The sequence below is a fragment of the Bradyrhizobium cedriense genome (assembly GCF_054602315.1).
This window is the reverse complement of the sequence record NZ_JBTSWB010000013.1, coordinates 1-13437: the sequence shown is the minus strand read 5'-3', so window position 1 is coordinate 13437 and position 13437 is coordinate 1. Positions and strand designations below refer to the sequence as shown.

The 13437-nt window shown below is 58.1% G+C and carries 11 protein-coding genes; 4 read left to right on the top strand and 7 right to left on the bottom strand.

Annotation, left to right across the window (positions count from 1 at the left end):
- Positions 1–229: 229 nt before the first annotated feature.
- From ACYCVF_RS35450 to ACYCVF_RS35435, 4 genes are read left to right on the top strand one after another with little or no spacing between them, the layout of a single operon-like run.
- Positions 230–430 carry a hypothetical protein gene (locus ACYCVF_RS35450; protein ID WP_459607361.1) on the top strand — a complete coding sequence of 67 codons (201 nt, stop codon included), beginning with the start codon at positions 230–232 and terminating at the stop codon, positions 428–430.
- The gene (locus ACYCVF_RS35445) at positions 402–2834 is read left to right on the top strand and encodes an AAA family ATPase (protein WP_459607359.1); all 2433 of its coding nucleotides are present in this window, start codon (positions 402–404) and stop codon (positions 2832–2834) included. Before ACYCVF_RS35450 ends, ACYCVF_RS35445 begins: the two co-directional genes overlap by 29 nt.
- On the top strand, positions 2831–4321 hold the full coding sequence (locus tag ACYCVF_RS35440; RefSeq protein ID WP_459607357.1) for a hypothetical protein: 1491 nt from the start codon (positions 2831–2833) through the stop codon (positions 4319–4321). Before ACYCVF_RS35445 ends, ACYCVF_RS35440 begins: the two co-directional genes overlap by 4 nt.
- A 30-nt stretch (positions 4322–4351) precedes the next feature.
- The gene (locus ACYCVF_RS35435) at positions 4352–5200 is read left to right on the top strand and encodes a hypothetical protein (protein WP_459607355.1); all 849 of its coding nucleotides are present in this window, start codon (positions 4352–4354) and stop codon (positions 5198–5200) included.
- A 69-nt stretch (positions 5201–5269) separates the two neighbouring features.
- On the opposite strand, the gene ACYCVF_RS35430 is transcribed toward ACYCVF_RS35435, so the two are convergent.
- From ACYCVF_RS35430 to sufD, 7 genes are all read right to left on the bottom strand, one after another.
- Positions 5270–6268, bottom strand: coding sequence for a DUF4238 domain-containing protein (locus ACYCVF_RS35430; protein ID WP_459607354.1), 999 nt, complete (start codon positions 6266–6268; stop codon positions 5270–5272).
- 42 nt (positions 6269–6310) lie between these two features.
- Complete coding sequence (locus ACYCVF_RS35425; RefSeq protein WP_459607352.1) at positions 6311–6844, bottom strand: restriction endonuclease; 534 nt, start codon at positions 6842–6844, stop codon at positions 6311–6313.
- A 2-nt stretch (positions 6845–6846) separates the two neighbouring features.
- On the bottom strand, positions 6847–7716 hold the full coding sequence (locus tag ACYCVF_RS35420; RefSeq protein ID WP_459607350.1) for a hypothetical protein: 870 nt from the start codon (positions 7714–7716) through the stop codon (positions 6847–6849).
- Between the two features lie 339 nt (positions 7717–8055).
- Positions 8056–8808: a restriction endonuclease gene (locus tag ACYCVF_RS35415; protein WP_459607348.1), complete on the bottom strand. Its 753-nt coding sequence runs from the start codon at positions 8806–8808 to the stop codon at positions 8056–8058.
- A 195-nt stretch (positions 8809–9003) separates the two neighbouring features.
- Positions 9004–10221, bottom strand: coding sequence for a hypothetical protein (locus ACYCVF_RS35410; protein WP_459607346.1), 1218 nt, complete (start codon positions 10219–10221; stop codon positions 9004–9006).
- Positions 10222–10654: 433 nt separating this feature from the next.
- Positions 10655–11902 (bottom strand): cysteine desulfurase, encoded by a 1248-nt coding sequence (locus tag ACYCVF_RS35405; protein ID WP_459607344.1) that lies wholly within the window; start codon positions 11900–11902, stop codon positions 10655–10657.
- Positions 11899–13206: a Fe-S cluster assembly protein SufD gene (gene sufD, locus ACYCVF_RS35400; protein ID WP_459607342.1), complete on the bottom strand. Its 1308-nt coding sequence runs from the start codon at positions 13204–13206 to the stop codon at positions 11899–11901. The genes ACYCVF_RS35405 and sufD overlap by 4 nt, the downstream gene beginning before the upstream one ends.
- Positions 13207–13437: the final 231 nt, after the last annotated feature.

Genomic DNA, 13437 nt, shown 5'->3' with positions numbered 1-13437 from the left:
GGCGCAACTGACGGTGTTATCAGCAGATTTGCGACAGGCGGCAATCGAAGCAAAGGGATAATGCGACGAATCAAGGCCATGGGAGCGGTGCCACGCGGCTCGCGCAGCCAAGGTTAGTGCAATTGGCATAGGCTAACCTATAGTTGAGAGGCTGCGGGAAATATGCAACCAATGATGCTCCCGGCAACCAGCGCCAATTTCCGGCGCACCTATGGTTTCAAGAGTATTCATGACCGATCGAAATCATTTGGACCAAGTTCATTCTTCAACCACCCAGGCACTGTCCCGCAGGCTCGTCGAGACGTTTCGCGATGCGGTACGCGATCCCGGCCTCACGAAGGCAGATCATATCCAGCGCCTGAAGGAGGAGATGGAGGCGGCATTGGACGAGGAGCAGCCCGATGCGGCTCGTCAATCTGACAATCCGTAATTTCCGAGGCTTTGGTGCCGCCGGACAGACCATCCCGCTCGAAGGCGATTTGTTGCTGTTCTTCGGGCCGAATGGGTTCGGCAAGACCAGCCTGGCCGAGGCCATCGAATGGCTTTTCTACGGCATGACCAAACGCCGCCAGCAAGGCGAAGGCTACAGCCGCAGCGAATATTCGAATTCATTCGCCAACATTCATGGCGGCACACCGACCGAAGTCAGTGCAACGGTCGAGATCGCCGGACGCCGGGCCGTGCTGTCGCGCAAACTTGGACCCGGGGAGGCGTCGACAACGTTTGTCGATGGCACGCCCGCCGACTTTTCCACCATCAATGTTTCCCCGATTGAAGCCTTCTATCCCGTTGTCGCACAGCACGGGTTGCAGACCTTCATCCATTCCAAGCCGAAGGACAGGCGTGACGCTATTTGCGCTGCTTTCGGGCTTGACGAGCTGACAGCGCTGAAAAATGCGCTCGACAGCGCGCGCGCATCCTTCCAGCGCACGCCGCCCCGCAGCGTTTCGGATGCGCGCCGCGAGCTGGCCGCGCAGGCAAGGACGCTTGCGGAGATTGCTGAAACTCAGGACCTCGCCCGCCGCTGGCAACTCTCTCCTATGCAGGTCAAGTCGGCTGAGGATACGCAAGCATTGCTCGATGCCGCGCAAGCTCTGACCGGCGCACCCTGTCCGACGGTAGATGAGGCGCTGACAGCGTTGCGTGAAACGCGGCAACAAGCCAGCCGGTCGGTGTTCGATGCGGGCAAGCTCGCGCCCAACGACGGTAAGTCTACACCTTTGGACGCTGGGATGAAGGCCGTCGTGGATGCGTTGACCGTAGTTGAGCGCGCCATCGCGATCACCGCAGCGACGACCGCTTCGACCTATAAGTCCGCGTTCCTCGAACTGTGGAAGGCGGGCCTTGAGCTTACACCGTCCGGTGATCGGTGCCCCATGTGCGAAGCGGACACGCTGACAACCGCAAAGCGCGAAGAATTGTCAAAGCGCTTGGCCGACAATGTCGACCGCATGCAGAAGAACGACGCGCTGGCCGCAGCAATTGCAGCGGCCAAGGCGCGGATCGCGAGTTATCGGGCCCATGCGAGAGAGTTCGGCGTCGAGGAGCTTGCGGAGGACGACCTTGAACAACTCGGCCGTCTATTCGTGCAGAAACCCGAGGAACTGGCGACGTTTCTAACCGAGCTTGAGGCGTTCAAGGCGGCGAGGCACGCGGACAAGACCCTTTTGGACAGCGCAATCGAGTTTCTTGACACCTGCGCTGGGCTTCTCGAAATCCCTGACAAAATCGCCGCAGTCGTCGCGCAAGCGGCGACTGTGAAGGATAGCGTCAGCGGCGCAGCCGCCGGGACACTTCAGGCCTTTCAGCGCTACGAGCAAGCGTGGAATGAGTTCGAGCCCAAGCTTTCGGCGCTTATTTCGTCCGACGCTTTTGTCGCACGCATCGACGCCGTCGGCAAAACGTTGAAGCTTGAGCCGAAAATGCGCTTGCTCGACCGTTATGAGAAGGTGCTGGAAGAAAGCCAGGAGCTGATCCGTTCCGTTGAATCCGAGATGCAGACCCGCCAAGCTGCGCTTCTCACCACGCGAGGCGCGGAGGTAAAGGCGCTCTATGACCGCCTTAACCGAGGCGCGGATGTCGTGTTCGACAGCATGGAGCCCGGAACGGATTCGATGAAGCTCAACGCAACAAGCTTCGGCACTAAGATGCCAGCCGCCGCAAACTTGAGCGAATGCCAACTGAATTGCCTGGGCCTGTCCATGTGGCTGATGCGGGCAACGACGCCCGCATCGCCATTTGGTTTCGTTCTCTTGGATGACCCGGTCCAATCCATGGACGATGATCATACCGAGGCCTTCATTGCCGATGTGGTTCCTCACTTGCTGGATGACCACGGCAAGCAAGTTATTGTGCTGTCGCACGTCAAGCACATTGCGGAGCGGCTTCGTGACTTAAACGGGGCGCGCGCGATGAAGGTCTATCACTACGATAGTTACGCGCAAGGTGGACCAGCCATCACTGAACAAACTGCGGTGCGAAAACTATTGACCGAAATCAAAGGCGCAGCCAAAGGTAACGAAGAGAACCGATCTTACGCTGTCGATCGCATCCGCGTCTTGTCGGAGCGATTCATTCGGGAGCTACACTTGCAAATCATGGGCGTGCCCGCGCCATCGCCTACCTACGACCGTGCAACGGCCAAGGAATTACTGCCGCTCTTCCAGTCGATAACCGGCACCTTGCCTTCCGAGCACGCCGGGCTGCGTGATACCGTCCATTTTTGCGACCCAGCGCACCACACGCAGGTGGGTTATGCCGTTCCAACGCTTCCAAACATCCAGCCGCATATCAGCCGGTTGGAGACCCTTCTTAAGAAGTACGGAATGATTTGACGGAGCCACTTCTGGCTTCGTCGTCAAGACACACGACACAAGGGCAGACCGCAGCGGATTTCCTCTATCGCTTTCGGCCACTCGATCGCCTTCTTGAGAAGAACGAGCTTCGCAAACAGGAAATCTATTTCGCCAGTCCGGATCAGCTCAACGATCCCATGGAGGGGTTCCGCGACATCTTCTGGAAGGGCGATGAGATCGTCTGGAAGAACTTTTTCGGTCACTTCCTGATTTGTCTGGATAACGCCTTCTCCCAATGGTTGATCTGCGGCGAGGCGGAACCGGTCGATTGGAAACACATTCCAGTTTTCAATCACGGTGATCTCAATGAGGGCGTGCCGCACAAGGAGCTGGAAAACGAGATCCTCGCCGAGTTCTTCGGGGAGCCGACTGTAGCGCAATTCATACAGGCTCTTGCCAGCCAACCGCTCCCCATTCGCCGCGACGAACTCGCGGCCCATCTGCGCGCCATCCATACTCTTGCGCTAAATATCATTCGCGACGCTTATACGCGGCGCGGCCTGCACCCCGCCGTGGCGGAGCCTGACGCCTTGCGGGAAGGGTCGCGCACAACGGTCAAGTTGGCTCTCGATTCCGTGCTGAAGCTTCGTGCCATGGCCGACCAACACCCGGTGGACGAATATCAGGTCGATATATTTTACAGCTTGCGAAAACAGACCACGGCTCAACTTGATTTCATCAACTTCTATAATGGCCTTGTGGACTTCGGACAGTCGAACCGCAATTTCGTCGTCCTGACGTTCGCGGACGAATATGTGAGACAGGTTGAAACTCTCGTCTATCCCGAATGGTACGCTGCCTGTTTCATGGCGGACTGCCGCAACTCGGCGATTTGGGGATCGTATGGCAACAACCACACGGCGGTTTGCCTGAAGTTCAACGCCACCAACGTTGCCAACAAGCCGGGCTTAAGCTTGCGGCGACAGGTCGGCCTCAACGCGGACGGGCCGATCGTCGACTTCTTTCCCCATCCGTTCAAGAGGATCGCCTACGAAAATCAGCATGAACCCGTCGACTTCTTCCGGTCTCTCGGACGCTTTCCGTTTCCTGTCCTCCGGCAACACTGGTATTCGGACGAGACGGGAAAGCAATCGCCGTGCGGGGAGGAAATCTTCCGCGCCGACGCGGCATGGCGCGATCGCTATTGGGACAAATTCTATCATGTGATCACTCGCAAACTCAGCGACTGGTCTCACGAACAAGAGTACCGGCTTATTCTTGACGACTATTTCCTGAACTTCCGCGATCCAACAACCCGAACTCTTCAATATAAGTTTTCAGACCTGGAAGGCCTCATCTTCGGCATAAAGACCCCCGTCAAAGCCAAGCTCGACATCTGCCGGATCATCGAAGAGAAATGCCGGGCCGAGGGCCGAAAGGATTTCAAGTTCTATCAGGCGTTTTATTCACGCAAGACCGGCGCTATCGAACACGCCGAGATTAGCTTGCTTAAGTTTCAGTTCTAGACACTCCGACTTACGCCAAAGGAGAACCTTATGCGGAAGGTTGTGGATACGAATATGTTGCAGGACGACGACCTGCGCGCGTACCTAGCGGCTTCGCGCAAGAATCGCGTTGTCGTTCCAGAATTGGTGGAGCTGGAAATCATGGCCGCTGGGCGCGAGAGCGTCATCAAGTCAACGAGTATTCTCGCCGAATTCCCCAATCAGGTCATTGTCGCAAAACCAGCGGACCGCCTTGCAGCGCTACGTGGGCGACGCAAAGGAACGAAGAAGCGCTTCTCGGATGGTAGGCGAACGAGGCAACTTCGGAGGTGGTTACGACATGCCCGGCCAAAACTCGTCGCGGGCCGACCCGCCGAAATCGCCCACTTCGAACGTATGAGCAAACATGCGCAAGCTCACTTGGAAGAGATCAAGCATGGAAGCGAAACGTTTGCGGCCGACCTCGAAGAAGCGGCCAAGCAATTCACAGAAGAGGAGCTTCGCCGCATTCGAAACAAGGAGCCCTTCACCGACGAAATGGTCGGCAAACTACTGGACCGTGTTTTCCACTTTGCGAACGGCTTTTTTGATGCGCTTGGGAAGCCCGTTCCGCCTTGGGAAGACTTAATGCACAGCTACATATTCTGTTTCTCAATCTCTGCGACCATGCACGCGCTACGCTGGATAGCGGTCGGAGGCGCGAAGAAGGCCGGTAAAGATCGAATCCGCAATGATATTGTTGATGCGAGTATTGCCGCGCAAGCGCTGAGTTTCGATGGCCTCTTAAGCAAAGATGCGATGGCCCAGGAGATATACGGAAACTCGAGTTACCTGCTGAAGAACTTTGTCGCGTTCAAGCCGCCTAAGAAGCATCAGCCCGGATCACTTCAAGCAGGGTAGATTAAGCAAATTGCGGATGCGACCTTCGGTACGGCTCTCGTGGACCGAGCCCTTACGGAACACCGCCACCTAAGGCTTTTTTGGCTTTGAACGCCGCGCGATTTCGACGGGTGCGAACTCTTCCGGGCCGAAGCCATGGGTTCCCACGCGAACCCGTGAGTCCTTGTATTTCTCCGCCAGATGCGCAATCGCGTCGTCGCTTCGGTTAGAAAACAGGTACCGCTCCGCGTAAACCGCGCGAACGTTGTTCACATAGCCCACGTGTTCAGCATCGAACATTCCGTACTCGCGCGCCTCCTCGTCCCATGACAAGACTAGGCAGCGCGAAGGCGTCAGCGGACAGGTTACTTCCGCCGTTTTATTCCGAAAGCCATGATCACCTAACACCGGATGACGGGTCTTGGGGTCCACTTCTCGCGCGACCGGATTGTCGCTGGTGATAAACGACGACCCACCTTGGGCATCGGCCAGCGACCATCGCATTTTCTGGAGGATTGCAGCCAGGCCATCCGCAATCTTCAATGCACCAAGTGTCCGCTCTTGAGAGATCTCCATGACGTAGCCGCTCGGCTTCAACATGAGCTGCCGGACTTCCTCTTTGACGCGCGGGTCTATGGCTTGACCCTTTTCCGCCTCCATCCGGCGGATGACGGTGTCAAAGGCATCGGGATTATTTGCATAGGCGAAGCTAAGAATTTGCGCGCCATGTCCGTGTATCTGCGCGGAGATGCGTCGCATCGTGGTCGTCCGGCAATATAGGACAGCCAAGAACTTCGCAAAATCCGCGCGTGTTTGCGCGCTTTGAGGCAGCTTTCCCTCGGTCAATAGCTGATAAGCCGGCGCCGCGCGGCTTTCGATGGTCGAAAGGAACTCTTCAATCTGCGTGTCCATCGTGCCATCGCCGCGCTCGATGGAATAGAAGTGCGTTTGCTTGCAGGTCTCCTCGGGGACCGCCGACCAGCGACGGCCCGCCACAGCATCGTAGGTCCACACCTGACCAGCAGGTGACGCTCCCGCAAAATGCTGAAGGTGAAGCCGTGGTACCGTGTGTTGGCCTTTTGTTGCCATGGCCGAAAATACAATAATTCGGACCAGCCCGATAGGGCGGGTCTAGATGCACGTCCCCGCCACCGCAAGCTGACACAACTTCTTCTTCATCAAGGTGACTAGCGCATGCGTCGTATCGAGCGTTTCGATGTCCGCGGGCGTAATAATGATGACCCGAATGCCTGCCGTCAGCGCCGTCGCGATCTCAAAATGCGCGCGCGTCAGGTCCTCCGGGACGCCGGTTATGCCGTTCGCCGCGAAAAGGATACCGTAGTCGCAGCCACGCTGCCGTAGGCGGTTGATAAAGTAGGAAACCTCTTGGCTGCCGACCGCCACGCTCCAGTTCTTGCACTCGACCAAAAGGAGGTTCGGAAGGAAATAGAATCCCTTTTGATGCTGCGCATTCCAAAGCGCTACATCGACTTCCTCGGTCTGAAACGCATTGAGGACGTTTCGCTCCGCGATCTCGATTCCCGGGACCAGCGGAAACAGGAGACACACAAAGTCTTCGAGCGCGCGGCCTTTCTCGTTCGTCGTGCCTGCCTCTCCGACCCGCCGCAAGCCTTCAGCGATTTTTCTACGAGGAATGGCTGCCACGGTTACACGCCGCCATGCACGGCTGCGTTACGCAACCGTGTAAGCTCCGAGGTCAATCCGCCGGACTCTACAAGCCTGGTAAGCTTTTCACCGGGCAACACAACGATCAAGGGCCACCTGTGGCGGCCAGGAGGCGATGGCGGCTCCGGCACGGCCGATACGCCCCACCACACGATGAGGCCGACCTTGCCGTTGGTCTTGATCACATATTCGCGGAGTTCCTCTTTGGCCTGGAGCACACGATTCATGCTCGGTTGGCCGCTCTTGACCTGCACAAGTAACGGGCCACCGATTACTGGCTCCAATTCATCGATCCAGACGGCCAGATCGACGCCCTTATCCATGGGCCCCATCTCATCGGAAACGATGTAACCCGCTTGCCGGAGTAATTCCGCTGCTTGCAGTTCTGCCGTATGGCCTATCCTCGTCGTCGGGGCCTTATTCGCTACACCCGGCGATGATTTCGGAACCACGGCCTTTCGCGGGCGCTTTGAGATTGGCTTTGAATGCGACAGAAACGTATCGAGCGCCCGTCCGAGTGCCTCAGCGTCAGGCGGCAGCACAAAATAGGTCAACGCGTCCAGCGGGAGCCCCGCCGCTGATTTCACCAGAGCAAGGACCGGCTTGTTCCTCCCAATCGCCAGTCCAAGCTCGAACATCACATTCGGGTTTGCATCTTCCGGAATGACAGAGCAGATGAAATCTGCCCGCGACATTTCATCTTCCAAGAGTTCAATCCAGCTCGTCCCCAAGGCGATGTTTGTTTGATCGCGCCATTGTACATTTCGCTGTTCCAGCGCCGCCCGCAAAGGAGCCGTGTCCGTCCCAAAGGGTGCAGAGATAAAGCAGGTTTTGAAGTCTGACTGTGCCATCCCGGGGAATTTAAGCGCTATCGGAGGGTAGGTCCAACTCGTTTCAATTATTTTGCGCGGCCTTCGGCACGGCTCTCGTAAACCGAGCCCTATGGGTCTCGGCCATCCGGCTTCGATCCTCGCGTATATATAAGGTGTCGCTCGCCGGAGGCACTCGGGCGAAGGGCTGCCGTTCCGGCACCGCTATCACTGCCCGTCGCCCGGGTGCCTTCTTTACCGGTCTCGCGACTGCACTCGCCTTTGGGTCCCGCCGTTCCGGCGTCGCTATCACGGCCCCTCAGCGGGTGCCACATTTCCTTTGATTGCTACGGCTCCCAAAATCGGCACTCCTCCTGATCACTATGTTTTCTGTACTAGGTCCACGAGCCATCGCTTCAGGCTATCGCCGTTCATCAACTCCAGCCGCGTAGGCAAGAAGTTTTTAATGAATGGATCACTGGATATTGTAGGAGCGAAATCTGACGTTGTTGTTAGAATTCCCTTTGACGCTGATGTATCTCCTGCAAGAACGCCAAGCAGAGCACGAACATCGTCATGCTTGACTAGGTGACCAAGCTTATAGGCTTTCACGGAACCAATAATCTTAATACTACCAATTCCTTTTCTTATGGCGATGACATCACGACCATAATCTCCGGACCTTGGCGTCAGCACAACTTCATCAAACCCGGCCTTATCAAAGGCCCCGGCGACTATCTCTTCCCACTGAGTCGGAGGTATTTGGTACGCATAGGACCAATCAGTTTCAAGATGTTGAACGATTGATGCCCAGATCAACGAAGTCGATTTGACAAGGATGCCTTCGGCAACCTTGTTGATTGGGGAAATAATCGTAGAGACGCTGAGCGGCGCACTCGCGCTCCTTTCAATGCTCTCTTCGATGAATTTCTTGAGTTCAGAGATCTTCGACTGTATCCGCGCCCGTTCCCTTGCAGCAGCTATGCTAGCCTCACCAACGTGTAACGCGTCCAAACCTTGCTTACCGCTTGAGCGCGTGCCCCGGAGGGGTGACGGAGCAACGAACGAAGCCTTGCCCAATCTTTTCTGAAGTTCTTCAATCAATTGAATAGCGGCATTATTATTCGATGCCATCGTGCGTCCTATCAGCTATCGGTCACGACAATTGGAAAAAGGCTATCTCTCAATTGGATTCGGGCCTGCGGCCCCCGGCTGTCAAGGCCAAGGCGAGCGCCGCAAGGGCGGCGGCCTGTGACAGCCTATCCCCGCTCATTGGCGCTGGCCTAGTCCGGTTGCATGCGCAGCCGAAAGGGAGAAAAAGGCGCGCCCTCAGGCGCGTGTTACGCCCGCAAGATCGAGGATGGCGTCGATGAATTCCCGCAACACGGCTTCCTGGGCTTCCTTGCCGAGATCGTTCAGCACCAGCCGAGTCTCATGACGATCCTGATGGATCGGACCATCAACCGTGTTGTTGAATCCCACGACGGCGTCTTGAAGGCCGATTGCGCCCAGCACGACGGTATAGGGCGGGGCAACCGCCATGCCCCTGCTCAGAATCTCGCAATAGTTCGACAACACGCGGCGAAAGACGTTTTCCAGAACCGTCACCGCAATCGCGGGATTCCCTTCATAGGTCCGGAAGAAATGCGTCGACAGGCCCCAGATTTCGCCGCTCATGAAAAGCTGCGTCAACGCTCTCGGCGTCGTGGACGTGCCGCTCGGTTCAAACGCGATCACACCAAATCGATTGCGGTCCAGATTCCCGGCAAACCTCGTTTGCGAGAGCACATCGGGCCGCACCCCTTGGCTTGCGAGGTCCATGAGTTTTGTGTGCTTCAGCGGCGGGCATGCCGTCGCAGGCATAACCCGCAGGTAGAACACGCGGGGCTCGGCAAACCGATATTCGATTTCATCGACCCCACTGAGACCAAGGCGGCCCAGGACTTCGTGAGGCTCGAAGAAGGTCGCGGGTGATCCGACCGGCGACGCTTCTTGAAAGGCCACTGCCGCTTGTGCTGTGGCGCGCGCGACGAACGGGCGCAGGGCCGTGACAAGCTGCGCAACCAGCTTCTTCTTCTCCGCTTCGATCTCCGGCTTCTTGGCATCCGGCGCGAGCCGGTATTGGATGGGCCCGGCCTTGTGCTTGAGATCGAAGGGAAGCGTCTCGCGGTCCCCGTAATAGGTGTTTTGAACCATCAAGATCGATTCATCGCCCAAGGAGCCATGGGCGTGGCCGTATTCGATACCGACATTCGAATTGATTAGCTTTTTCTTGCCATCCAGCGCCGTTCCTACGGCGGTGACATCCGCCACAAAGACGGCGGAGCGGTCGATCTTGTCGAAGATGGTGCGGGCGAGGTCGGGGCTGCCGGTCACACCTTGCCGATCATGATCGAGATGAATGCCTTCGCGGGTCTCGGCGGCTGTAGGCTCCTCGACGTCAGGCGCTTGCTTAAGCTCCTCGATCGCGAGTTTCAGCGCATCGCGCACGAAGTGGCGACCAGTCTTGCCCGGCGTATCCGACTGCCAACACCAGAAGATTTTCATGAAGCCCTTTTAGCCTATTGAGACGGCGCAGAGAGCGAAAGTTGCACACTCTCTTACACACTCACTTGAAAATCGTATTTTTATACTGTAGAGTCAGATAGTTACGTTATCACCTAAGGGACTCAAAATCTCCTTTGCCACGCCAAGGCCCACCATGTCGCTAGCCAGCGCGCATGACCGCGAGCACGGCTTGCGGATTGAAACGTGACTTGGCAGGGATGATTGTGAAGCTGAACCTCTACCGCCGGATTTCGATTTCGCTCGCATCGGCCAATGCCGCGCCATGGTCCACCAGCACGCATGCCCTCGTTTCTGGTTCGCAAAAGAACCCCCTCACCCGCGCCGGCAGAGGCCACACGCTAATGAGGATTTCACGTATTGGTGCGGCGATGCGACGGAGCCATCCGTTATCGCTTGGGGCGCGGTCGCCCCTTCATGCGAGCAATTCGTCGGCCGCAATAACGGCCTGAGCGAGTGCATCAACGTCTGCATGCGTGTTGTAGAGCGCCAATGACGCACGGCACGTTGCTGGCACACCGAACCGCTTGATCAATGGCATCGCGCAATGCGTGCCGGCGCGCACTGCAACGCCCTGCCGATCGATGATCGTCGCGACATCGTGGGGATGGACGCCCTTCAGCTCGAAGGAGATCAGCGGCCCCTTGTCCTTCGCCATGCCGATCAGCCGCAGCGACTTGATTTCACCCAAGCGCTCGTGCGCGTACTCGGCAAGATCATGCTCATGCGCGGCGATGCGCGCCTTACCGATCGAGTTGACATAGTCGATGGCGGCCCCCAGTCCGATCGCCTGGACCATCGGCGGCGTGCCGGCCTCGAACTTGTGCGGAGGATCACCATACGTGACCCGGTCCTGCGCCACATCACGTATCATCTCGCCCCCGCCATTGAAGGGCCGCATCGCAGCAAGCAGCTCATGCCTGCCGTAGAGCATACCGATCCCGGTCGGCCCGTAGAGCTTGTGACCGGTGAAGACGTAGAAATCGCAACCGATGTCCTGCAGGTCCACCGGCAGGTGCACGGCGCCCTGTGCACCATCGACCAGCACTTTGATGCCGCGGGCGTGCGCCAGCCTGACCACGTCCTTGACCGGCACGACAGTGCCCAGCGCGTTCGACATGTGCGTGATTGCGACCAGCTTGGTACGGGCGGTGAGGAGCTTTTCGAGTTCCTCGATGATAAAATTGCCGTCGCTGTCAACCGGCGCCCATTTGATCACGACGCCGTGGCGTTCCCGCAGAAAATGCCAGGGCACGATGTTGGAGTGGTGCTCCATGACCGAGAGCACGATCTCGTCTCCGTTGCCGATATTCGGCTGCCCATAGGAAGAGGCCACGAGGTTGATCGCTTCGGTGGCATTGCGGGTGAAGATAATCTCTTCTGAACGGCGGGCGTTGACGAACTGCGCCACCTTGGTCCGCGCCCCTTCATAGGCTTCGGTCGCGACATTGGCGAGGTAATGCAGGCCGCGATGCACATTGGCATATTCACTTGTATAGGCCCGCATGAGGCGGTCGAGCACCGCCCTGGGTTTCTGGGCCGAGGCAGCATTGTCGAGATAGACGAGCGGCTTGCCATACACCCGAATGGCAAGCGCCGGAAACTCCTCACGAACGCGCATCACGTCATAAGTGGAACCGCGAACGGCCGGATGCGTGCTCATCGCCGCGTCTCCAGCCAGCGCGCGACCCGCGCGCTCACGTACTCCCGCAGACCAGCGTCTGCGATCTCCTCGATCGCCTCGCCGAGAAACGCCTGGATCAAAAGCGCCTGCGCCTCCTTCTCGGGCAGGCCGCGCGCGCGCAGATAGAACAAGAGGCTGTCGTCGAGCGCGCCTGATGTCGCGGCATGGCCGCAGGTGACATCATCCGCGAAGATTTGCAGGTCCGGCTTGTTATCGGCCTTGGCCTCGTCAGACAGGAGCAGCGCCCGCGTCATCATCGTGCCCTGCGATTTCTGCGCGTTGGCGATGATCCGTCCCTGGAACACGGAATGGCCTCGATCGTCCACCACGCAGCGGAAATTCTCTTCGCTCGTGCAACGAGGTGCGGCGTGATCAATCACCAGCGTGGTGTCCCCGTGCTGGGTATTGTTGAGCAGGTTGACGCAGTTGATGGAGAGCTCGGACCGCGCACCCGCCAATGTGATGAAGCCCTGGTAGCGAGTGACTGTTCCGCCATAGGTCATATTGAAGGAACTCACCGTCGCTTTCTCGTGGACGGTCATCATCCTTGACGAGATGTTGGTGGCGTCAGCTGCGTCAGCCACCACGCGCAAATGCGAAAGATTCGCTCCTTCCCCAATCTGGGCGATCACCGCGTCGTGAACCTGATAGGCGCTCGCGCCATCCGCAGCAACAAAGCTTTCGACCAGGGTCGCCTGTGCGCTCTTGCCAAGTTTCAGATACGAGCGTGTGAACGCAGACGATAGAGCCTGAGTCGCGACGTGAATGATCTGGATCGGACGGCTCAGCGCGACGCCATCGCCAAGCGTGACCACGACACCGTCAGTCACCATCGCGGCATTCAGCGAGATCATCGGATCCGTCGTGAAGGTTATCAGCAGATCGGCCCCGGCTGAATACTCCAGAAACTCAGGCACCGTCTTGACATCGACGCCCTCGCCGAACGCCGCCAGGTCCGACAGGTCAGGCGCGAACACTCCGTCGACCAGCACCAGCTTAGCCGCGCCTTCGAGTGCCGTCCGCGCAACTGCCGCTTTTGCGCGCACCAGCGCGGCAACGTCCGGTAACGACGCTAGCGGCAGGACCGCGCGCATCAGCACGCGAAGGTCAGTGTATGTCCACTCCTCAAGGCGCGGGTGCGGCAGGCCAGCGCGCTCGAATGCGTCGAAAGCGCGGGCGCGGGCATAGGCAACAGCTCCCGCGCCGGGTAATCGTCCCTGCGCGGCGTTAAAGACGTCTCTCGCCGGGCATTCGGGATTGGTATTCGCCAGAGCCAGGGTCATCGGAACATCCGCAACACGGCCAAGCCGCGTCCTCGGAAATTGGCATAGCCGGACGCTTCCAGCTCCAGCGCCAGTTCCTTGCCGCCGCTCTTCACGACACGGCCTATAGCGCGACAATCTGGGTGGGAAGCGCGCGACAATCAGGATGGCGAGTCGGTGTCGCGGCGAGGTGATGATTGCCGCGATGATTGTCGCGCGCAAGAGGTTTGTTGGCTCTGATTGTCGCGGGGC

Excerpts from the sequence above, each read along its gene's own strand:
- ACYCVF_RS35410 (WP_459607346.1), bottom strand. The coding sequence starts at position 10,221 with ATGAAAATCTTCTGGTGTTGGCAGTCGGATACGCCGGGCAAGACTGGT.
- ACYCVF_RS35450 (WP_459607361.1), top strand. The coding sequence starts at position 230 with ATGACCGATCGAAATCATTTGGACCAAGTTCATTCTTCAACCACCCAG.
- sufD (WP_459607342.1), bottom strand. The coding sequence starts at position 13,206 with ATGACCCTGGCTCTGGCGAATACCAATCCCGAATGCCCGGCGAGAGAC.
- ACYCVF_RS35430 (WP_459607354.1), bottom strand. The coding sequence starts at position 6,268 with ATGGCAACAAAAGGCCAACACACGGTACCACGGCTTCACCTTCAGCAT.
- ACYCVF_RS35435 (WP_459607355.1), top strand. The coding sequence starts at position 4,352 with ATGCGGAAGGTTGTGGATACGAATATGTTGCAGGACGACGACCTGCGC.
- ACYCVF_RS35420 (WP_459607350.1), bottom strand. The coding sequence starts at position 7,716 with ATGGCACAGTCAGACTTCAAAACCTGCTTTATCTCTGCACCCTTTGGG.
- ACYCVF_RS35405 (WP_459607344.1), bottom strand. The coding sequence starts at position 11,902 with ATGAGCACGCATCCGGCCGTTCGCGGTTCCACTTATGACGTGATGCGC.
- ACYCVF_RS35445 (WP_459607359.1), top strand. The coding sequence starts at position 402 with ATGCGGCTCGTCAATCTGACAATCCGTAATTTCCGAGGCTTTGGTGCC.
- ACYCVF_RS35415 (WP_459607348.1), bottom strand. The coding sequence starts at position 8,808 with ATGGCATCGAATAATAATGCCGCTATTCAATTGATTGAAGAACTTCAG.